This is a genomic window from Actinomadura sp. 9N407, assembly GCF_044326315.1.
Lineage (GTDB): Bacteria > Actinomycetota > Actinomycetes > Streptosporangiales > Streptosporangiaceae > Spirillospora.
Genome location: NZ_JBIRAW010000059.1, coordinates 1 through 18,272 on the forward strand (window position 1 = coordinate 1; position 18,272 = coordinate 18,272).

The window sequence follows — 18,272 nt, forward strand, 5'->3', positions numbered from 1 at the left end:
GTTCGCCCTTCTCTAGGCCGTTCAAAGGCGAACACGCCACGAGTCAACGGGATGCCGCGATCAGCCGCCCGGGGTCGGGGACGGTGTAGCGCTCGGGCTCGGGGAAGGGGTCGCCGCCGGACGGGCGGCGGCGGCGGCCTTCTGGGCCGCTGCCAGCTCGTCGCGGGCCTTCTTGACCCGGTCCCAGGCCTTGCCCATCTCCGCGAAGTTCCCGTCCTTCTGGGCCTTCTCGAAGTCGGTCACGGCCGCCTCCAGGTTGTCGATCGCCTGCTGCGCCTGCGCGCTCAGCGGGGCGCCGCCCGGCTCCTGCCCGGGCTGTTCCTGCTCGGGCGGCTTCTCGCCGGCCGGCGGTGCCGCCGCCACGCCGCCCAGCAGCTGCTCCATCGCCTCGCTCATGGTGCTCCCGGAGGCGATCTTGTCGCCGAACCGGACCAGGACCCTGCCCAGCAGCGGATAGGGCTGCTGCTCGGCCGTGCCCGCCGCCATGGCGTACATCGGCTCCACGTACAGGATCCCGTCCCCGAACGGGATCGTGAGCATGTTGCCCGGCACCGTGCGGGTACCGCCCTGCCGCAGCGCGAACAGCTCGTTCTTGACCTTCGGATCGGTCTCGAACGAGTTCTGGACCTGGCCGGGACCCTGGGCGGTCGCGTTGCGCGGCAGCTGCAGGATCTGGATCTGGCCGTAGTCGCGGCCCGGGGTCGAGCCGATCGCCATGAACGCCGCCAGGTTGGGGTTCCCGCGCGGGTTGTAGACCGTCGTCAGCGAGAAGCTGGCGGCGTCCTTGCCGGGCATCTGCAGGCTCTGGTAGTACGGCGGCTGCCGCCGGCCCTTGGCACCGGGGTCCTCCGGGACCTCCCAGAAGCCCTCACCGTTGTAGAACGCCGAGGCGTCCGTCACGTGGTACTTGGTGAGGATCTGCCGCTGCACCTTGAACAGGTCCTGCGGGTAGCGGAAGTGGCTCTCCAGCTCCGGCGGGATGCTGCCGCGGGGCTGGACGGTGCCCTTGAAGACCTTCATCCAGGTCTTGGCCACCGGGTCCTTCTCGTCCCACTGGTAGAGCTTGACCGTCCCGTCGTAGGCGTCGACCGTCGCCTTGACGGAGTTGCGCATGTAGTTGATCCGGTCGTTGGTCTGCCGGGCCACCGCCGAGCGGGTGTCGGTGATGGTGTCGCGGGTGGCGTCGCCGAGGCTGGTCTGCTCGGAGTACGGGTAGCCGCTGGACGTCGTGTAGCCGTCCAGGATCCAGGTGATGCGGCCGTTGACCACGGTCGGGTACGGGTCGCCGTCCAGCGTCAGCCAGGGAGCGGCCTTCTGCACCATCTCGCGCGGCTTGCGGTTGTAGACGATCTTCGCGCCGTCGTTGATCGCGCCCGACAGCAGGAGGTTCTTCTCCTGGAACTTGGTCGCGAACAGCAGCTTGTTCAGGAACGAGTCCACCGGGACGCCGCCGCGGCCCTGGTAGGTGGTGTTCTTCTGCCCGGCCTTGCTGTTGTCGGGGTAGTCCAGCTCCTGCTGGCCCGAGCCGCCGACCACCGAGTAGTCGGGGGACCGCTCGCCGAAGTAGATCTGCGGCCGGTCCACCTTGATCTTGGAGTCCGGCGACTGCGGCATGTCCTTGGACAGGAAATCGGGCGTGCCGCCGGGGCCGAACCGGTCACCGTAGGCCGACACGAAGCCGTACCCGTGGGTGTAGACCATCCGGTCCTTGACCCAGCTCTGCTGGCCCTCGGGCGCACCCGACAGCTCGCGCAGCGCCACGATCGCGTCCACCGTCTCGTTGCCGACCTTGTAGCGGTCGACGTCGAGGGTGTCGGGGAACTGGTAGAACGGCCGGATCCGCTGCAACTGCTGGAACGTCTCGCCGACCACGTTGGGGTCGAGCAGCCGTACCCCGCCGAGCCGTTCGGCCTCGGTCTGCAGCTGCTTGGGATCGGTCACGGGTTTGGCGCCGTACTCGCCGGTGACCGTGGCGCCCTCGACGTTGTACGCCTTGCGGGTGAACTCGATGTTGCGCTTGATGTACTCCAGTTCCTTGGCCAGCTCGTCCGGCTTGACCTGGAACTGCTGGATCAGCAGCGGGTAGACGCCACCGACCAGGACGGCCGACAGCACCAGCAGCGTGAAGCCGACGCCGGGCAGCATCATGCCGCGCTGCAGGAGGTTGCCGAAGAACATCAGGGCACAGACCACCGCGATGACCGCCAGGATCGTCTTGGCCGGTAGCAGCGCGTTGACGTCGGTATAGGACGCGCCCGTCGTCGCGCCCCGTTCGGAATGCACCAGGCCGTACCGGTCGAACCAGTACGCGAACGCCTTCAGCAGCACGAACAGGCCGACCAGGACGGACAGGTGGGCGCGCGCGGGAGGGCTGGCCTTGTCGCCAGGACCCTGCAGGCGCAGCCCGCCGTACAGGTAGTGCACCATCAGCGCGGCCAGGATCGACAGGATCACGGTCGCGAACACCACGCCCAGCACCAGCCGCAGGAACGGGTAGGTGAAGACGTAGAACGACACGTCCTTGTGGAACTGCGGATCCTCGACGCCGAACGGCGTGCGGTTCAGGAACGCCAGGAAGACCGGCCACTGGCCGGCCACCGACGAGCCCGTGAGCAGGGCCAGCAGGCCGAGGAGGCCGCCGGCGATCAGTTTGCGGCGCGGGTCGACGACGGCGCGGTAGCGCTCGAGTCCCTGCTGCTCCACCGACAGCGGCCGGTACGCGGGGCGCAGCCGGTAGGCGATCACCATGTTGGCGCCCACCAGCAGTGCCATCAGCGCGCCCGAGCCGACGAACAGCAGTGCCTTCGCCCACAGCTCCGTCGTGTAGACCGACGAGAAGTTGATCGAGCGGTACCAGAGCAGGTTCGTCCAGATCGAGGTGAACAGCAGGAAGGCGACCAGCAGTACGGCCAGTACCACAAGGACCGGTACCAGCAGCCGGCTCCTGCCGTTCCCGAGCCGGCGCCCGAATGCGGGAGTCCGGAAGGTCAAGGGCCCCTCCGTTCGAAAGGTCATGCTCGAAGCCGGCCGCGGCCGGTGCTGTCTATGCAACTTACCGAGTTCGCGGGGGGTTCCCGCATTTCCCCCATGCGATTGGGGGAAAGATGGGCCCCGTGAGTCTTCTGGAAGAAGTCGTGCAGGACCTGGAACGCCACTCCGCGCAGGAGGGCTGGGACGCCGCCCCGCGACTCTACGCCCTGGTGCAGAGCACCGAGCTGCGCCGCGAGGAGCCGGAACTGGCCGACCAGCTGAACCTGAGCCCCGACGTCGACACCCTTGCCGCACTGGAGCAGCCGGCGCTCCCCGAACAGTCCGCCGTGGAGGACGCGCTGGCCACCATCGCCTGGCCGGAGACCGTCACCGGCTGCGCCCTGGTCCTGGAACGGGTCGTGCTGCCCCCCGGCGCCGAGGGCGAGATCCCCGAGGACGAGGGCGAGGCCGCCGAGTGGGCCGCCAAGCACCCGGCGCGCGAGGACGTCCGCATGGTCGTCGGGGTGCTGCGGGACGGCACCCGGCACTCGGCGCTGCGGCTGCGCAGGCACGACGTCGACGACGAGGTGCTGGTCGGGCCCGATCTCGTACCGGCGCTGGCGGACGCGCTCGCGGCCACCTTCGAACCGGACGAGCCCGGCGAGGCGGCCGCCGGGTAGCCTGCGGAACGTGAGCGAGGCCAGCGGGCAGGACATCATCAGGCTGATCGGGATCCGCGACACGCCGCTGTCGGTCGACGAGGTGTTCGCCGCCGTCGGCGACCCGGGCGCCGGCGGCATCGCCCTCTTCGTGGGTACGGTCCGCGACTCCGACCACGCCCGGGAGGTCAGCCGCCTGTCGTACAGCGCGCACCCCTCGGTCGAGGGGGAGCTGCGCGCCGTCATGGAGAAGATCGCCGCCGACTTCCCGGTCAGGGCCATGGCGGCGGTGCACCGGGTCGGTGACCTGGAGATCGGCGACCTGGCGGTGGTCGTCGCGGTCGCCGGCCCGCACCGCGCCGAGGCGTTCGAGGCCTGCCGCCGGCTCATCGACGACCTCAAGGCCCAGGTGCCCATCTGGAAGCACCAGCTGTTCGCCGACGGCGGCGACGAGTGGGTCGGGGCCTGCTGAAGGTCCTTTCCCGCATAGAGTTTCCGGCATGTCTCGCCGTGCCGCCACGCTCGCCGTCGCCTGCGTGCTCGTTCTGGTGCTGGCCGTCGCCGGCACCCAGATGCCCGTGCCCTATGTCGCGCTGATGCCCGGCCCGACGAGCAACACGCTCGGGACCAACGACAAGGGCGAGCCCCTCATCAAGATCGAGGGCCGCCAGGTCTACCCCGACCAGGGCCATCTCAACTTCACCACGGTCACCTACCGGGGCGGCCCCGGCAGCCGGCTCGACCTGTTCTCCGCGCTGCAGGGCTGGCTGGACGGCGATGTGGCGATCGTTCCCGAGGAGACGCTGTTCCCCGAGAACGAGTCGCAGGAGCAGGTCGACCAGGAGAACACCCAGCAGATGGAGAACTCCCAGCGCAGCGCCGAGGCGGCCGCCCTGATCCAGCTCGGCATCGCCTTTCCCGTCAAGATCATGGTCGACTCGGTGCAGAAGGGCCTGCCCGCGGACGGCAAGCTGCGTCCCGGCGACCAGATCACCGCGGTGAACGGCGCTCCGATGGGCTGGCTCGACGACGTCACCGGCCGGATGGCCAAGCTGAAGGCCGGCGACCAGGTGACCCTGACCTACCTGCGTGCCGGCAAGGAGGAGAAGACCACGCTGACCACCGTGGCCTCTCCCGACGCCGACAGCGACCGCCCCGTCATGGGCGTCGTGCTCCGGGACGACTTCGTCTTCCCGTTCAAGATCAACATCAGCGTCGGCGATGTCGGCGGCCCCAGCGCGGGCCTGATGTTCTCGCTGGCCATCGTCGACAAGCTCACCCCCGGCTCGCTCGCCGGCAAGACGTTCATCGCCGGCACCGGCACGATCACCCCCAAGGGCGAGGTCGGCCCCATCGGCGGCATCCAGCAGAAGATGGTCGCCGCCCGCCGCGCCGGCGCCACCGTCTTCCTGACCCCCGAGGACAACTGCGAGGACGCCGCCAAGGCCCGTCCCGACGGCCTCCGCCTCGTCCGCGCCGACACTCTGAAGAACACCGTCAACGCGATCAACGCCATCAACACGGGCAAGGGGGAGGTCCCGACCTGCAAGGCCGGTTGACCCGATTTGGCAACATCACCTCCGTGCCATAGAGTTAAGACATCGCCGCGGGGTGGAGCAGTTCGGTAGCTCGCTGGGCTCATAACCCAGAGGTCGCAGGTTCAAATCCTGCCCCCGCTACTGGTTCCTGGGTCCCCCTGGTCGCAAGCTTTGCTTGCTCCCAGGGGGATCTTTCGCATGTTGGCCCAGGGGGGCGACCCCCTGGAACCCCCGGGGCGAGGGGCTTCGCCCCCCGCGCCCCCCACGGACGTTCGAGACCACGTCTTGGAAGTTGTTCTCGTCCACGCTCTGGACGTTCGTTCGGGTCCAGATTCCGTTGGTCGTTCGGGTCCGGATTCCGTTGGGCCGTTCCGTCAGGCGCTGGCTGCGCCGTCCAGGACCATGTCGTGGCCTACGACGTAGGACGATGCGGGTGAGGCGAGCCAGAGGACGGCGGCTGCGGCCTCTTCGAGGGTGCCGACCCGGCCGATGGGCAGGGAACTCCGCATCCGCTCGGTGCGGTCGGCTTCGGTCTCGCCGGGCAGCAGCGACATCGTGGTGTCGATCGGGCCCGGGCTCACGGCGTTGATGCGGATGCCCGAGCCGATGTTCTCGATCGCGGCGGTACGGGTGAGGGCGCTGACGGCGGCCTTGGTGGCGGCGTAGGCGCCGGTGCCCGGGAGGCGCTGGTGGGCACCGATGTTGGACGCGGCGTTGACGATCACGCCGCCGCCGTTCTCCCGCATGTGGGCGATCTCGTACTTCATCGGCAGGAACGTGCCGGTGATGTTGGTGGCGAGCAGGGCGTCCCAGGCGTCCTCGTCCATGTCGGCGACGGGGCCGCCCGCGAAGGCCCCCGCGTTGTTGAACGCGACGTTCAGGGCCCCGTGGCGCTCGACGGTGGTGCGGATCAGGTTCTGGACGTCGGCCGCTCTGGAGACGTCTGAGGGGATGGCCTCGGCCTGGCCGCCGTCCTTCTCGATCAGGTTCACGGTCTCGCCGAGGGACTCCGGCGTGCGGCCGGAGGCGATGACGGTGGCGCCGTTGCGGGCGAAGGCCAGGGCGGTGGCGCGGCCGATGCCGCTGCCGGCACCGGTGACGAGGACGATCTTGCCTGCGAAGTCGGACATGTATTGCTCCTTATACTGGAACGATCGGTCAATTATTTGGGCATGAAGGGGCGCTGTGCGTGCCCTGGGCGGGTCTCAGTCCAGGAAGGAGTGGGCCTGGGCGGCGGCGTCGTGGAGGCGGGCGGCCGGGGCCGGGGTCCTGGCCAGTACGCGCATGCCCTGGAACATGACCAGCAGGAAGCGGGCGATCGCGCGCGGGTCCTGTCCGGGGGAGAGTTCGTCCTGGGCCTGGGCTCGGGTGAGCGCGGAGGTCAGGGAGGTCTCCATGATGGTCCAGCTCGCCTCCACGCAACGGGCCGCGTCCGGGTCCTTGCCCGCCAGTTCGACGGCGGTGTTGACGACCAGGCAGCCCCCCGGGTCCTCCGCCGACGATCGGGCGTAGAAGTCGATCAGGGCGTGCACCGCCGGCAGTGCGGGTCCGGGCTGGGAGAGGGCGTCGATGATGGCGCGGTCGGTGGTCTCCCGGTAGCGGGCCAGTGCCTTCAGGTAGAGGTCCCGCTTGCTGCCGTACGTGGCGTAGATGCTGGCGCGGCCGATGCCGAGGTGTTCGACGAGGTCGGCCATGGAGGTGTTCTCGCAGCCGCGCTCGCGGAACAGGTCCACGGCTCGCTGGAGCACCGCGTCCGGATCGAACTCCTTGGTTCTGGACATGGGGATGACCCTAGAGGTATCTGGAACGATCGGTCAAATATTGAGGTGCGGGTCCAGGGTGAGGGCCAGATGGAGGGCCAGGCGGTCCTGGCCGCTGGCGAGGGACAGCCCGGTGAGCTCCTCGATGCGGTGCAGGCGGTGGTAGAGGGTCTGGCGGTGGACGCTCAGCGCGGCGGCCGTCCGCTGGATGCTGCCGGCCTGGTCCAGGAACGTACGGGCGGTCTCGGTGAGGTGCGGATGGCCCTGGAGCTTCCGGAGGGGCGGGAGCGCCGCTTCCCCCAGCGTCTCGTCGTCGGCGCAGCGCAGCAGGCGCAGAGCACCCAGGGACGACCACGTACGGGTCTCGCCGTCGGCGGCGGTACGGGCGGCGACCCGGGCCCGGAGCCAGCCCTCGCGGATCTCCGTGAGGGCGGCACAGGGGCTGTACAGGCCGGCGTAGGTCGGGATCGGCTTGCGTTCCAGGAGGAGCTGGCGGGCCCGTTCGACGATGTGGGCGGCCTTGGCGGGAGGTGCCACGAGGATGTGGTCGCCCTCCCAGAGGGTGGTCAGGACGTCGCGGGGGAGCAGCCACGGGTTCAGCGGGCCGGGTTCGGCGGCGCGCAGGACGGCCACGGCGAACGGCGGAGTCAGGATCTCGGCCAGCTCGCCGGCGGCCTGGGCCCTGACGTCGGGACGGGTGGTCAGCAGGTCGGCCAGCTTCCAGCCGAGGTCGTCGCGGTCCCGGGTCTGGCGGGCCATCAGCAGGGCGGCGCGCTCGGTGAGCGGGGCGGCCTGGGCGGCGGCGGTGCTGGTGATGTGGTGGTCGTCGTCCAGCAGCCAGAGGTAGCCGTACGTCACGTTGTTCCAGCGGACGGGCAGGCACAGGCGCGCCAGCAGGCCGGCCTCGGGATCGGCGGGGATGCGGACCGGGCCGGTGGCGCGGGCGATGCCGTGCCGCTCGAAGCGGGTGCGGACCTCGTCGGTCGAACGGCGGTGCAGGATCGACTCGGTACGGACGGGGTCGATGGTCCGGCCGTGCGCGGCGTACGCGACCAGGTGGAAGTCGCGGTCCTCCAGGGTGGCCGGGGCCTGGAGGAGGTCGGCGGCGGTCTCCACGATGTCTTGAAGGTCATCCATATGTATGAAGCCCTGGTCGTCGGGAAGTGACGTTTGACTGTATTCGGTGCGAGCTTTCCTGCTTAGCGTGTGAGGCGTGATCAGTCGGCTTCTTCTCGCGTCCGCGCGTAGCGATCGGATGCGCCGTGTTGTTGTGGGTGTACCCCTGACCAGGGCGGTCGTCGACCGCTTCGTGGCGGGGGAGGCCTTGGAGGATGCGCTCGCCGCCACTCGCGAGCTCACCGGGGCGGGGCTGGCGGTGACCCTCGACCGCCTGGGTGAGGACACCACCGAGCCGGTCCAGGCGGACGCCGTCCGGGACGCCTATCTCGAGCTGTTCGGCTCGTTCGCCGAGGGCGGGCTGACCAAGGACGCCGAGGCTTCGCTGAAGCTGTCGGCGCTGGGGCTCGCGCTTCCGGACGGGCGGTCCGGTGCGCTCGACCGCGCCCGGGCCATCTGCGAGGAGGCCGGACGTCTCGGGATGACGGTCACCGTGGACATGGAGGATCACACGACCGTCGACTCCACCCTGGACGTCGTGCGCGAGCTGCGCGCCGACTTCCCCTGGGTCGGCGTGGCGATCCAGGCCATGCTGCGGCGGACCGAAGGGGACCTGCGGGACCTCGCCGGGTCGCGGGTGCGGCTGGTCAAGGGCGCCTACGCGGAGCCGGCGTCGGTCGCGTACCAGAGCAAGGCCGAGGTCGACCGGGCCTACGTCCGCGGGCTACGGCTGCTGATGGAGGGGTCCGGGCACCCCATGGTCGGCTCGCACGATCCGCGCATCGTGGAGATCGCGCTGGAACTGGCGCGGACGAACGGCCGCGAGCCCGGCTCGTACGAGTTCCAGATGCTGTACGGCATCCGCGCCGACGAGCAGCGCCGGCTGGCGGCGGCGGGCGAGCGGGTGCGCGTCTACGTCCCGTACGGCGGCGACTGGTACGGCTACTTCATGCGGCGGCTGGCCGAGCGTCCCGCCAACATCGCTTTCTTTCTCCGCTCGTTCCTTTGATTCTGGAGGTTTCCATGGACGCCGTGACCCAGGTGCCGCAGCCGGTCAACGAGCCTGTGCGCACGTACGCGCCGGGCAGCCCCGAGCGTGCCCGGCTGGAGGCCGCGCTCGCCGAACTGCAGGTCGCCCCGGTGGATCTGCCCATGACCATCGGCGGCGTACGGCGGATGGGAGCCGGGCCCAAGGTCGACGTGGTCCAGCCGCACCGGCACGCGGCGGTGCTCGGGACGTTCGGGACCGCGACCGGGGCCGATGCCCGGGACGCGATCGACGCCGCGCTGGCGGCGGCGCCGTCCTGGCGGGCACTGTCGTTCGACGACCGCGCCGCCGTCTTCCTGCGGGCCGCCGACCTGCTCGCCGGGCCGTGGCGGGAGACGCTACTGGCGTCGACCATGCTCGGGCAGGGCAAGACCGTCCAGCAGGGCGAGATCGACACCCCCTGCGAGCTGGTCGACTTCTGGCGGTTCAACGTCCACTTCGCGCGGCAGGTGCTCGCGGAGCAGCCGATCAGCAGTGCCGGGGTGTGGAACCGCTCCGACCACCGGCCGCTGGAGGGGTTCGTGTACGCGATCACCCCGTTCAACTTCACCGCGATCGCCGGCAACCTGCCGACCGCGCCCGCGCTGATGGGAAACGTGGTGGTCTGGAAGCCGTCCCCGACCCAGACCCACGCCGCCGTCCTGCTGATGCGGCTGCTGGAGGAGGCGGGACTCCCGCCGGGCGTGATCAACCTGGTGACCGGCGACGGCGTCGCCGTCTCCGAGGTCGCGCTGCCCCACCCGGAACTGGCGGGCATCCACTTCACCGGCAGCACGGCCACGTTCCAGAAGCTGTGGCGCACGGTCGGCGAGAACATCAGCGGTTACCGTGGTTACCCGCGCCTGGTCGGTGAGACCGGCGGCAAGGACTTCGTCGTCGCGCATCCTTCCGCCGACCCGGCGATCCTGAAGACCGCGCTCATCCGTGGCGCCTTCGAATACCAGGGGCAGAAGTGCTCCGCCGCCTCGCGCGCCTACGTGCCGCGTTCGATCTGGGACGGCGGATTCGCCGCGGAGTTCACCGCTGAGGTCGAGGGTCTGACCATGGGCGATGTCACCGACCTCGGCAACTTCATGGGCGCCGTCATCGACGAGCGCGCGTTCGCCAAGAACCGCGAGGCGATCGAGCGCGCGAAGGCCGACCCGTCGGTCGAGATCGCCGCCGGCGGCACGTGCGACGACACGGTCGGATACTTCGTCCGGCCCACCGTGCTGGTCTCCGACGACCCGGAGAACGAGATCTTCAGGACCGAGTACTTCGGTCCCGTTCTCGGCGTCCACGTCTACGACGACGAGCGCTACGACGAGGTCGTCGCCCAGATGGAGTCGGTGTCGGCGTACGCGCTGACCGGTGCCGTGATCGCCCAGGACCGCGAGGCGATCGCCCGTACGGCCGAGGCGCTGCGGTTCGCGGCCGGCAACTTCTACGTCAACGACAAGCCCACCGGCGCCGTCGTCGGGCAGCAGCCGTTCGGCGGCGCGCGCTCCTCGGGCACCAACGACAAGGCAGGCTCGATCCTCAACCTGCTGCGCTGGACCTCCCCACGTTCCATCAAGGAGACCTTCGTACCGGCAACCGACCACCGCTACCCGCACATGCTTTAAAGCGCTCCGTCAACACTCTGGGCACTAGAGGCCGGTGGCGGGGAGGCGTTCCCAGCCTCGGCTGAACGGCGAGTTGATGCGCTGGGCGCCTGCCAGGTCCACTCCGATGGACGGGTGGGCGCCCAGCAGCTCTTCGAAGGCCACTCGCGCCTGCAGCTTGGCCAGGTGCGAGCCGATACAGAAGTGCACTCCCGTGGCGAAGCCGAGGTGGCGGGGGATCTCGCGCGTCACGTCCAGGTCGTCGACGGTCGGGCCGAACTCCCTCTCGTCGCGGTTGGCCGACCCGTACAGCATCATGACCTTCACGCCCTCGGGGATCTCGACGCCGTGCAGGGTCACCGGCTCGGTCGTCGTACGGGCCAGCGCCTGGACGGAGCCCTCCATCCGCAGGAACTCCATCACCGCGTTCGGGATCAGGGACGGGTCGGCGAGGAGCTTCTCGCGTTCGGCCGGATGCTCGTCCAGCAGCGCGACCCCGTGCGAGATCAGGTTGCCGGTCGTGTCGTTGCCCCCGGCCACCATCACGAAGCAGAAGCCCAGGATGTCCCAGTCGGTCAGCCGCTCGCCGTCGGCCTCCGCGACCGTCAGCGCCGTGATCAGGTCGCTCCGCGGGTCCTTGCGACGGGCGGCGATGACGTCGGAGAAGTAGCCGAACATCTCGGCGACCGACTCGACGGCGCCCTTGGTCTTGCCGAGCCCCTCCTCCTGGACGGTCGTCAGCGCGGCCACCCACGGATCGAACCGGGCCCGGTCGCTTTCCGGCACGCCCAGCAGGTGCGCCAGCGCGAACGTGGGGAGCGGGGACGAGAAGTCCCGGTGCAGGTCCACCGGCTCCCCGTCGGCCGCCTTACGTTCCATCAGGGCGATCCGGCCGCGCACGAAATCGCGGAGCAGATCCTCCAGCGCGGCGATGCGGCGCGGCGTGAAGCCGTGGCTGATCAGCCGCCGCAGCTGCGTGTGCCGGGGCGGGTCGAGCATCACGATCGTGGGCGCGAGCCCGAGCGTGCCGATCTCGTCGGGGTAGAACGTCAGGCCCTGCGCGGAGGAGAAATTCTGCGGGTCCCGTACGGCGGTCCAGATGTCCTCGAAGCGGGACAGCGCGTAGAACGGCGGATCCTCGTGCCGGTGCACGGGCTCCTCGTCGCGGAGCCGGCGGTAGACGGGGTACGGGTCGGCCTGGAAGTCGAGCGAGAACGGATCGTACACAGTAACGGCCTCCGTTATTAACGTCCCCTGTTAGTATCATTCGCGTGCCGAGAGACGCAAGGCTGACCAAGGAACGCCTGCTGAGCGCGGGTGCCCGGCTCTTCGCCGCCGACGGCGTGGACGGCGCCCGTACCCGCGACATCGTCAAGCGGGCGGGCCAGGCCAACGACTCGGCGATCACGTACCACTTCGGCTCGCGGCAGGGCCTGCTCGCCGCGATCCTGCTCGCCGGCGTGCACCGGATGGAGCCCGCCCGCGCCACCGCCCTGGACGAGCTGGACCCGTCCGACCTGCGCTCCGTCGTCGCCGCCGTGGTCGAGCCGGTCGCCGAGGAGCTGAAGACCGAAGAGGGACGCGACTTCCTGCGCATCGTCGCCCAGGTGTCAGGCCAGGCCGGCATCCGCAGCCACCGCGTACCGCCGCTCCTCGAAGGCACCGCGCTGGCCCGCCAGCTGGAACTACTGGAGGCGTGCTGCCGCGCCTCCCTGCCCGAGGCCCTGGCCCTCGAACGGATCTCCGTCGTGATCGCGTTCCTGACCGCCGCCCTCGCCGATCGGGCCGAACGCGCCGACTCCCTGCTCGACCACGACACCTTCGTCGCCGACCTCGTCCAGATGCTCACCGCGGCCCTCGCCGCGCCCAGTTTGCCTAAGGTGAGGCCGCCCCATAGAGTTAAGACATCGCCGCGGGGTGGAGCAGTTCGGTAGCTCGCTGGGCTCATAACCCAGAGGTCGCAGGTTCAAATCCTGCCCCCGCTACTGGTCGCTAGGTCCCCCTGGTCGCAAGCTGCGCTTGCTTCCAGGGGGACCTTTCGCATGCTGGCCCAGGGGGGCGACCCCCTGGAACCCCCGAGGCGAGGGGCTTCGCCCCCCGCGCCCCCCACGGACGATCGGGACCACGGACCAGGATGTGTTCGAGCCCAAATCCGTTGGGGTTCAGGTCCTCGCTCTGGGGATCGGGGCAAATCTCGCGATCAAGCGCCATCCGAGCAGAACGGCTCCCAGGAACAACGTCGCGACGATCATGAACGCGAGGGCGGTTCCCTGCCCGGAGACGGTACGCAGGAGCATCCCGCAGACCACGGTCGTCACCCAGATTCCCGCGCCGATCGGCAGGGCCTCAGGCTCGCGCCAGGCCCGCATGATCGCCCAACCGACGGCGAGCCCCACCAAGAACGGCCAGGCGGTCTCGGCCAGGCCCGCCAGGCTCAGCCCCTCCTCGTGCGACCGCCGCCCGATCGCCACGAAGACCAGTACCAGGACCACATCAAGACCCGCCCCCACACCGATACGCATGGCTCCAGGATATGGACGCCTCCTTTCCCAGCAGCCTCAGCCCGCCTGCTCAGGTGGAACGGACCCCAGGCGTTGCGAGCGCGTCCGAAGGCAGGTTCGAGCGAAGCGAGAACCTGATCGCGGAGTGAGCCGCCAGGCGAGTTCGGAGCGATGCCAGCGCTCGCCGCTTGCGCGACAAGCGACGAGCGCTAGCGAGGAGCGCAGCTCGCGCAAGCCATAAACACAGCCCCTCCTTGACGTTGGGTACGGGCACTGGTGAAGTTACTCGCGAGTTTTACTGGACTCTGCGAGAGGAACACGATGGCGTCAGCTCTGCGGGACTGGCTGGACAAGCCGAATGCCGGACGCGGCGTTCACCTGGCCTCCGATGATGGTGGCTGGGAGTTCCGTGACTACGGGGAGCTGGCGGGAGCCGCGCGCCGTACGGCCACGGCCCTGATCGAGCAGGGCGTGCGGCCGGGCGATGTGGTGTGCATGATCCTGCCGACGGACTTCACGTGCGTGGAGACGTACTACGGGATCTGGGCGGCCGGGGCGACCGTGTGCTTGATCACACCGCCGCTGTTCCAGGACGGCGACGACTATGTGGCGCATGTGGCGGCGATCCTGCGGCAGGCGTCGCCGGCGCTGACCATCGCTTCGGCGGACCTGGCGCCGCTGGCGGCGCGGGCGATGGACGCGGCGGGGATCGCCGGGGAGCCGTGGCTGCCGCGGCAGGGGGACGCCGAGGCCGAGGTGCAGGAGCCCGGGCAGCTGGCTTTGCTGCAGTTCACCTCCGGGTCCAGTGGCGCGCCGAGAGGGGTGATGGTCACCTGGGACAACCTGGAGGCCAACATCGAGCTGATCGCGCGTACGGCCGGGTTCGAGGACGGCGATGTCGTCGCCTCGTGGCTGCCGCTCTACCACGACATGGGGCTGATCGGCTGTTTCATCACCCCGATCACGGTGCAGGCCACGTTGAAGCTGATGCGGCCCGACCAGTTCATCCGGGACCCCGCACGGTGGGTGCGGTGCTTCGCGGAGGCCGCGCACACGGCGGCGCCGCCGTTCGCGCTGGCGTACGCGGCGCGCAGGGTCAAGCCGGAGCAGCTGGAGGGCGTCGACCTGTCGGGGTGGCAGAGCGCGATCATCGGGGCGGAGCCGATCGATCCGCACGCGCTGGAGTCGTTCGCGCGGATGGCCGAGCCGTTCGGGTTCCGGCGCGAGACGTTCATGCCCGCGTTCGGGATGGCGGAGACGACGCTGCTGGTCACGATGGACCACGTGCGGCGCAGGCCGCTGGCGGTCCGGCCGGACGAGGCGGCGCTGGAGTTCGGCAAGCCGGTGACGGTCCTGGAGCGGCACGAGTTGGGCGAGGAGTCGCTGGGCGCCAAGGCCGGCTGGGTCGTCGGGTGCGGTACGCCCCAGGACGACGTGCCGGTCCGTGTCGTGGACGATTCCGGTCAGGAGCTTCCGGCGGGTTGCCTCGGCGAGATCGTGGTCGGGGGAGAGTCGGCCTGCCTCGGCTACTACGCGGGGGCCGAGGGGAAGTCCACGCGGTTCGAGGACGGGTCCGTCCACACCGGGGACGCGGGCTTCTTCTTCGAGGGGCAGCTGTTCGTGCTCGGGCGGATGGGCGACAGCATCAAGGTGCGCGGCCGTTCGGTGTACGTCGAGGACCTGGAGTCCAAGATCGCTGAGGTCAGCGGGCTGGGCAAGGGCCGGATCGTGGTCGTCGGGGTACCCGGGGCCGGGACGCGCGGGCTGGCCCTGTTCGCGGAGACCGGTGCCGGGGAGTGGGCCGGCGACGTACGCGAGATGCTGCGGCGGCGGCTCGGGGACGAGGTCGAGGTGACGATCGTGATCGGGTCCGGCCTGATCCAGCGGACCTCCAGCGGCAAGCCGCGGCGGCGCTACATGTGGGAGCGGCTGCGGGCCGGGAAGCTGGACGGCGCCACGGTCCTCTAGCCGTGTTTCAAAGCCCCGGCCCAGGCACTCGCCTGGCGGCTCGCACCTGACCGTGCCTTGGGCGAGCGCGACATCGCTTCGCGATCTGGCCGGGGAGGCTCGCCTTCGGCATCGCCTCGCCGGCCAGGTAGCGCGCTCGCGCGGTGGCCGAGCCACTTTGAGCCGGTCCTAGCCCGGCGGCCTCTGGTTTCTTGATAAATCCCGCGATGCCGGACAGCATGGGGCGACCATGGCCCCTGTGATCAGCAAGCTGCTCCGCACCGCTCAGAACGCTCTCGAAGTCGCCCGTTTCGGCGGGCTGGACACCGGCGAGGAGGGCTCGCCGTACGAGATCGTCCAGGAGCGGCGGGTGCATCGCCTGCGGCACTACTTCCCCGGCGGCAAGGGGCCCGTGGTGCTGCTGGTGCCGCCGCTGATGGTCAGCGCGGAGGTGTACGACATCTCCTCGCGGGTCAGCGCGGTCGGCGTGCTGCACGAGCTGGGCGTGGATCCGTGGGTGGTCGACTTCGGCGCGCCCGAGCGCGAGCCGGGCGGGCTGGAACGGACGATCACCGACCATGTGCTGGCGGTCAGCGAGGCGGTGGACCGGGTGCGCGAGGCCACCGGCCGGGACGTGCACCTCGCCGGCTACTCGCAGGGCGGCATGTTCTGCTACCAGGCCGCCGCGTACCGCAGGAGCGAGGGCATCGCCTCGGTGGTGACGTTCGGCAGCCCGGCCGACACGAGTGTCGGGCTGCCGTTCGGGCTGCCGGGGTGGATCGCGAGCGAGACCGGCCGCATCCCGGAGTGGATGCTGAGCACCTTCGCGGTGCCGGGATGGGTGACGCGGACGGGGTTCCAGCTGCTCAGCCCGGTCAAGTCGGTACGGAGCCGGGTCGACTTCATCCTGCAGCTGCACGACCGGGAGCGGCTCGCGGTACGGGAGCGGCAGCGGCGCTTCCTGGAGCGCGAGGGCTGGGTGTCGTGGCCGGGCCCGGCGCTGGCGGAGTTCGTCCGCCAGTTCATCGCGCACAACCGCATGCTGACCGGCGGGTTCGTCATCGGCGACCGGCTGGTGACGCTGGCCGACATCTCCTGCCCGGTGCTGACCTTCGTCGGCGAGGCGGACGAGATCGCCTCGCCGGAGATGGTGCGCGGGATCCGGCGGGCGGCGCCGCGCGCGGAGGTGTACGAGGCGTCGGTCGGCGCGGGGCATTTCGGGCTCGTCGTGGGCAGTCTCGCGGTGGCCAGGACCTGGCCCGCGGTCGCTGGATGGGCCAACTGGCGCGAAGCCGGTGCGGACCTGCCGGACATCGTCGTACCGGCCGGTGAAGAGGCTCCCGCCTCGTCCGGCGGCGTGGGGTACGGGCTGCAGTTGGTGGCCGGGATCGGTGCGAGCGCGGCGCGTTCAGCGACCCGGGCCGTACGGGGCTCCCAGCAGCTGACGCAGCAGGCGACGCAGAACCTGCCCCGGCTCGCCCGGCTGGAACGCATCCAGTCCGGTACCCGGATGTCCCTGGGCCTGCTGCTGGACGAGCAGAACCCGCACGACGTCTTCTTCCTGTACAAGGGCCGCGCCTACACCCAGGAGGCCGCCAAGAACCGCATCGACGCCGTCGTCCGAGGCCTGATCCACATCGGCGTACGGCAGGGCGACGCGGTGGGCGTGCTGATGGAGACCCGGCCGAGCGCGCTCGCGCTGGTCGCGGCGCTCAGCCGGCTGGGCGCCGTGGCGGTGCTGCTGCGGCCGGACGGCGACGTGCGGCGGGAGGCCGAGCTCGGCGAGGTGAGCCGCGTCATCGCCGACCCCGAGAACGAGTCGCGCGCCGCCGGACTCGACGTCGAGGTCTTCCTGCTCGGCGGCGCCGGTACGGGCCGCGAGTCGTCGGTCTTCGACATGGAACGGATCGACGCGGACGAGGTCGAGGTGCCGGGCTGGTACCGGCCCAATCCCGGCCGTGCGGGCGATCTCGCGTTCGTGCTGTTCACGGGCGACGGCGAGCATCTGCGGGCCAGCCGGATCACCAACCGGCGGTGGGCCCTGTCGGCGTTCGGTACGGCCTCGTCGGCCGACCTGTCCTCGGCCGACACCGTCTACAGCCTGACGCCGCTGCAGCATCCGTCCGCGCTGATGATGAGCCTGGGCGGCGCGGTGGCGGGCGGCGCCCGGCTGGCGCTGGCCAGCGCCTACGACCCCGAGACGTTCTGGGACGAGATACGCCGGTACGGGGTGACGGTCGCCTCGTACACCTGGACCTCGCTGCGCGATCTGGTGAACGCGCCGCCGCATCCGGGGGAGCGGCACCATCCCGTCCGGCTGTTCATCGGCTCGGGGATGCCGCGCGGCCTGTGGCGGCGGGTGGAGGAACGGTTCGCGCCCGCGCGCGTACTGGAGTTCTACGCCACCACCGAGGGCGAGGCGATCCTGGTCAACCTGAGCGGCAAGAAGCCCGGGGCGCTGGGACGGCCACTGCCGGGCAGCGCCGAGATCCGGCTGGCCCGGTACGACCTGGAACGCGGCCGCCTGGCCGAGGGACCGGACGGGTTCGCGGTGGAGTGCGGGCCGGACGAGATCGGGATGCTGGTGTCGCGGCTCAGGCCGGGGCACGCCGGGCGCCCGCAGCGCGGGCTGTTCGCGCCCGGGGACGCCTGGCTGATGACCGGCGACCTGTTCCGGCGCGACGCGGGCGGGGACTTCTGGCTGGCCGGCCGGGACGCCGAGCTGATCCGTACGGCCGAGGGCGTCATCCCGCCGGGACCGATCCGCGAGGCCCTGGGCGAACTGCCCGCGATCGACGTCGTCGCGGTCTACGGGGTGCCGTCCGGGGACGGTGAGCTCGCGGCGGCGGCGGTCAGCCTGCGCGAGGGCGGCGAGCTGAAGCCGATCGACCTGACCGAGGTGATGCTGCGGGTGGCGCCCGAGCTGCGGCCCGCGCTGATCCAGGTGGTGGAGGAAGTGCCGGTGACGGCGGCGGGGCGATTGCGGACGGAGCCGCTGCGGAACGGGAGCGTCACGCCGGTGGAGACCTACAAGCGCGACGGCGGCGGCGCGTACCGCTGAACCGGGCCGGCCAAACCGAATTGTGTTCGGGTCTGGACGCGGAGCCGTCGGCTGCGTTAGAACGAAGTTACAGATCTTGCGTTTCTGTC

The 18,272-nt window shown here is 70.4% G+C and carries 14 protein-coding genes and 2 tRNA genes; 10 read left to right on the forward strand and 6 right to left on the reverse strand.

All coding sequences use genetic code 11. The annotated features are described in order from the left end of the window. Positions 1 to 60: 60 nt before the first annotated feature. Entirely contained in the window at positions 61 to 2,991 is a 2,931-nt protein-coding gene (locus tag ACH34Q_RS46095) for a UPF0182 family protein (RefSeq protein WP_395989607.1), read from the reverse strand. Between the two features lie 113 nt (positions 2,992 to 3,104). Here ACH34Q_RS46095 and ACH34Q_RS46100 point away from each other — a divergent pair, with 113 nt between their 5' ends. From ACH34Q_RS46100 to ACH34Q_RS46115, 4 genes are all read left to right on the forward strand, one after another. After that, complete coding sequence (locus ACH34Q_RS46100; RefSeq protein WP_395989608.1) at positions 3,105 to 3,650, forward strand: PPA1309 family protein; 546 nt, start codon at positions 3,105 to 3,107, stop codon at positions 3,648 to 3,650. A gap of 10 nt (positions 3,651 to 3,660) precedes the next feature. Continuing rightward, positions 3,661 to 4,101 (forward strand): molybdenum cofactor biosynthesis protein MoaE, encoded by a 441-nt coding sequence (locus ACH34Q_RS46105; RefSeq protein ID WP_395989609.1) that lies wholly within the window; start codon positions 3,661 to 3,663, stop codon positions 4,099 to 4,101. Positions 4,102 to 4,129: 28 nt separating this feature from the next. After that, the gene (locus tag ACH34Q_RS46110; protein WP_395989610.1) at positions 4,130 to 5,188 is read left to right on the forward strand and encodes a PDZ domain-containing protein; all 1,059 of its coding nucleotides are present in this window, start codon (positions 4,130 to 4,132) and stop codon (positions 5,186 to 5,188) included. A gap of 46 nt (positions 5,189 to 5,234) precedes the next feature. Beyond that, positions 5,235 to 5,308, forward strand: a tRNA-Met gene (locus ACH34Q_RS46115). Positions 5,309 to 5,541: 233 nt separating this feature from the next. On the opposite strand, the gene ACH34Q_RS46120 is transcribed toward ACH34Q_RS46115, so the two are convergent. The 3 genes from ACH34Q_RS46120 to ACH34Q_RS46130 form a co-directional block, all read right to left on the reverse strand. After that, complete coding sequence (locus tag ACH34Q_RS46120) at positions 5,542 to 6,297, reverse strand: SDR family NAD(P)-dependent oxidoreductase (protein WP_395989611.1); 756 nt, start codon at positions 6,295 to 6,297, stop codon at positions 5,542 to 5,544. A gap of 75 nt (positions 6,298 to 6,372) precedes the next feature. Further along, complete coding sequence (locus tag ACH34Q_RS46125; RefSeq protein WP_395989612.1) at positions 6,373 to 6,948, reverse strand: TetR/AcrR family transcriptional regulator; 576 nt, start codon at positions 6,946 to 6,948, stop codon at positions 6,373 to 6,375. 33 nt (positions 6,949 to 6,981) lie between these two features. Continuing rightward, entirely contained in the window at positions 6,982 to 8,064 is a 1,083-nt protein-coding gene (locus tag ACH34Q_RS46130; protein WP_395989613.1) for a PucR family transcriptional regulator, read from the reverse strand. Between the two features lie 76 nt (positions 8,065 to 8,140). On the opposite strand from ACH34Q_RS46130, the gene ACH34Q_RS46135 reads away from it, so the two are divergent. Then, entirely contained in the window at positions 8,141 to 9,052 is a 912-nt protein-coding gene (locus tag ACH34Q_RS46135) for a proline dehydrogenase family protein (RefSeq protein WP_395989614.1), read from the forward strand. Positions 9,053 to 9,066: 14 nt separating this feature from the next. Beyond that, a complete protein-coding gene (gene pruA / locus ACH34Q_RS46140; protein ID WP_395989615.1) occupies positions 9,067 to 10,695 on the forward strand; it encodes an L-glutamate gamma-semialdehyde dehydrogenase in 1,629 nt (542 codons plus the stop codon). A gap of 24 nt (positions 10,696 to 10,719) precedes the next feature. On the opposite strand, the gene ACH34Q_RS46145 is transcribed toward pruA, so the two are convergent. Continuing rightward, complete coding sequence (locus ACH34Q_RS46145) at positions 10,720 to 11,901, reverse strand: cytochrome P450 (protein WP_395989616.1); 1,182 nt, start codon at positions 11,899 to 11,901, stop codon at positions 10,720 to 10,722. A gap of 44 nt (positions 11,902 to 11,945) precedes the next feature. On the opposite strand from ACH34Q_RS46145, the gene ACH34Q_RS46150 reads away from it, so the two are divergent. Then, entirely contained in the window at positions 11,946 to 12,608 is a 663-nt protein-coding gene (locus ACH34Q_RS46150) for a TetR family transcriptional regulator (protein ID WP_395989617.1), read from the forward strand. Continuing rightward, positions 12,586 to 12,659 (forward strand) — tRNA-Met (locus tag ACH34Q_RS46155). Before ACH34Q_RS46150 ends, ACH34Q_RS46155 begins: the two co-directional genes overlap by 23 nt. A gap of 177 nt (positions 12,660 to 12,836) precedes the next feature. Here the strand turns inward: ACH34Q_RS46155 and ACH34Q_RS46160 are convergent. Then, positions 12,837 to 13,196, reverse strand: coding sequence for a DUF3054 domain-containing protein (locus tag ACH34Q_RS46160; protein ID WP_395989618.1), 360 nt, complete (start codon positions 13,194 to 13,196; stop codon positions 12,837 to 12,839). Between the two features lie 300 nt (positions 13,197 to 13,496). Between ACH34Q_RS46160 and ACH34Q_RS46165 the strand changes: the two genes are divergently transcribed. Next, positions 13,497 to 15,143, forward strand: a complete 1,647-nt coding sequence (locus tag ACH34Q_RS46165; RefSeq protein ID WP_395989619.1) for an AMP-binding protein — start codon at positions 13,497 to 13,499, stop codon at positions 15,141 to 15,143. Between the two features lie 229 nt (positions 15,144 to 15,372). Then, positions 15,373 to 18,183, forward strand: coding sequence for an alpha/beta fold hydrolase (locus ACH34Q_RS46170; RefSeq protein WP_395989620.1), 2,811 nt, complete (start codon positions 15,373 to 15,375; stop codon positions 18,181 to 18,183). Positions 18,184 to 18,272 lie beyond the last annotated feature (89 nt).

What these genes read in the sequence shown, in the direction of transcription:
- ACH34Q_RS46170 (WP_395989620.1), top strand. Translation starts at nt 15,373, where the DNA reads ATGGCCCCTGTGATCAGCAAGCTGCTCCGCACCGCTCAGAACGCTCTC.
- ACH34Q_RS46125 (WP_395989612.1), bottom strand. Translation starts at nt 6,948, where the DNA reads ATGTCCAGAACCAAGGAGTTCGATCCGGACGCGGTGCTCCAGCGAGCC.
- ACH34Q_RS46160 (WP_395989618.1), bottom strand. Translation starts at nt 13,196, where the DNA reads ATGCGTATCGGTGTGGGGGCGGGTCTTGATGTGGTCCTGGTACTGGTC.
- ACH34Q_RS46120 (WP_395989611.1), bottom strand. Translation starts at nt 6,297, where the DNA reads ATGTCCGACTTCGCAGGCAAGATCGTCCTCGTCACCGGTGCCGGCAGC.
- ACH34Q_RS46130 (WP_395989613.1), bottom strand. Translation starts at nt 8,064, where the DNA reads ATGGATGACCTTCAAGACATCGTGGAGACCGCCGCCGACCTCCTCCAG.
- ACH34Q_RS46100 (WP_395989608.1), top strand. Translation starts at nt 3,105, where the DNA reads ATGGGCCCCGTGAGTCTTCTGGAAGAAGTCGTGCAGGACCTGGAACGC.
- pruA (WP_395989615.1), top strand. Translation starts at nt 9,067, where the DNA reads ATGGACGCCGTGACCCAGGTGCCGCAGCCGGTCAACGAGCCTGTGCGC.
- ACH34Q_RS46165 (WP_395989619.1), top strand. Translation starts at nt 13,497, where the DNA reads ATGGCGTCAGCTCTGCGGGACTGGCTGGACAAGCCGAATGCCGGACGC.
- ACH34Q_RS46110 (WP_395989610.1), top strand. Translation starts at nt 4,130, where the DNA reads ATGTCTCGCCGTGCCGCCACGCTCGCCGTCGCCTGCGTGCTCGTTCTG.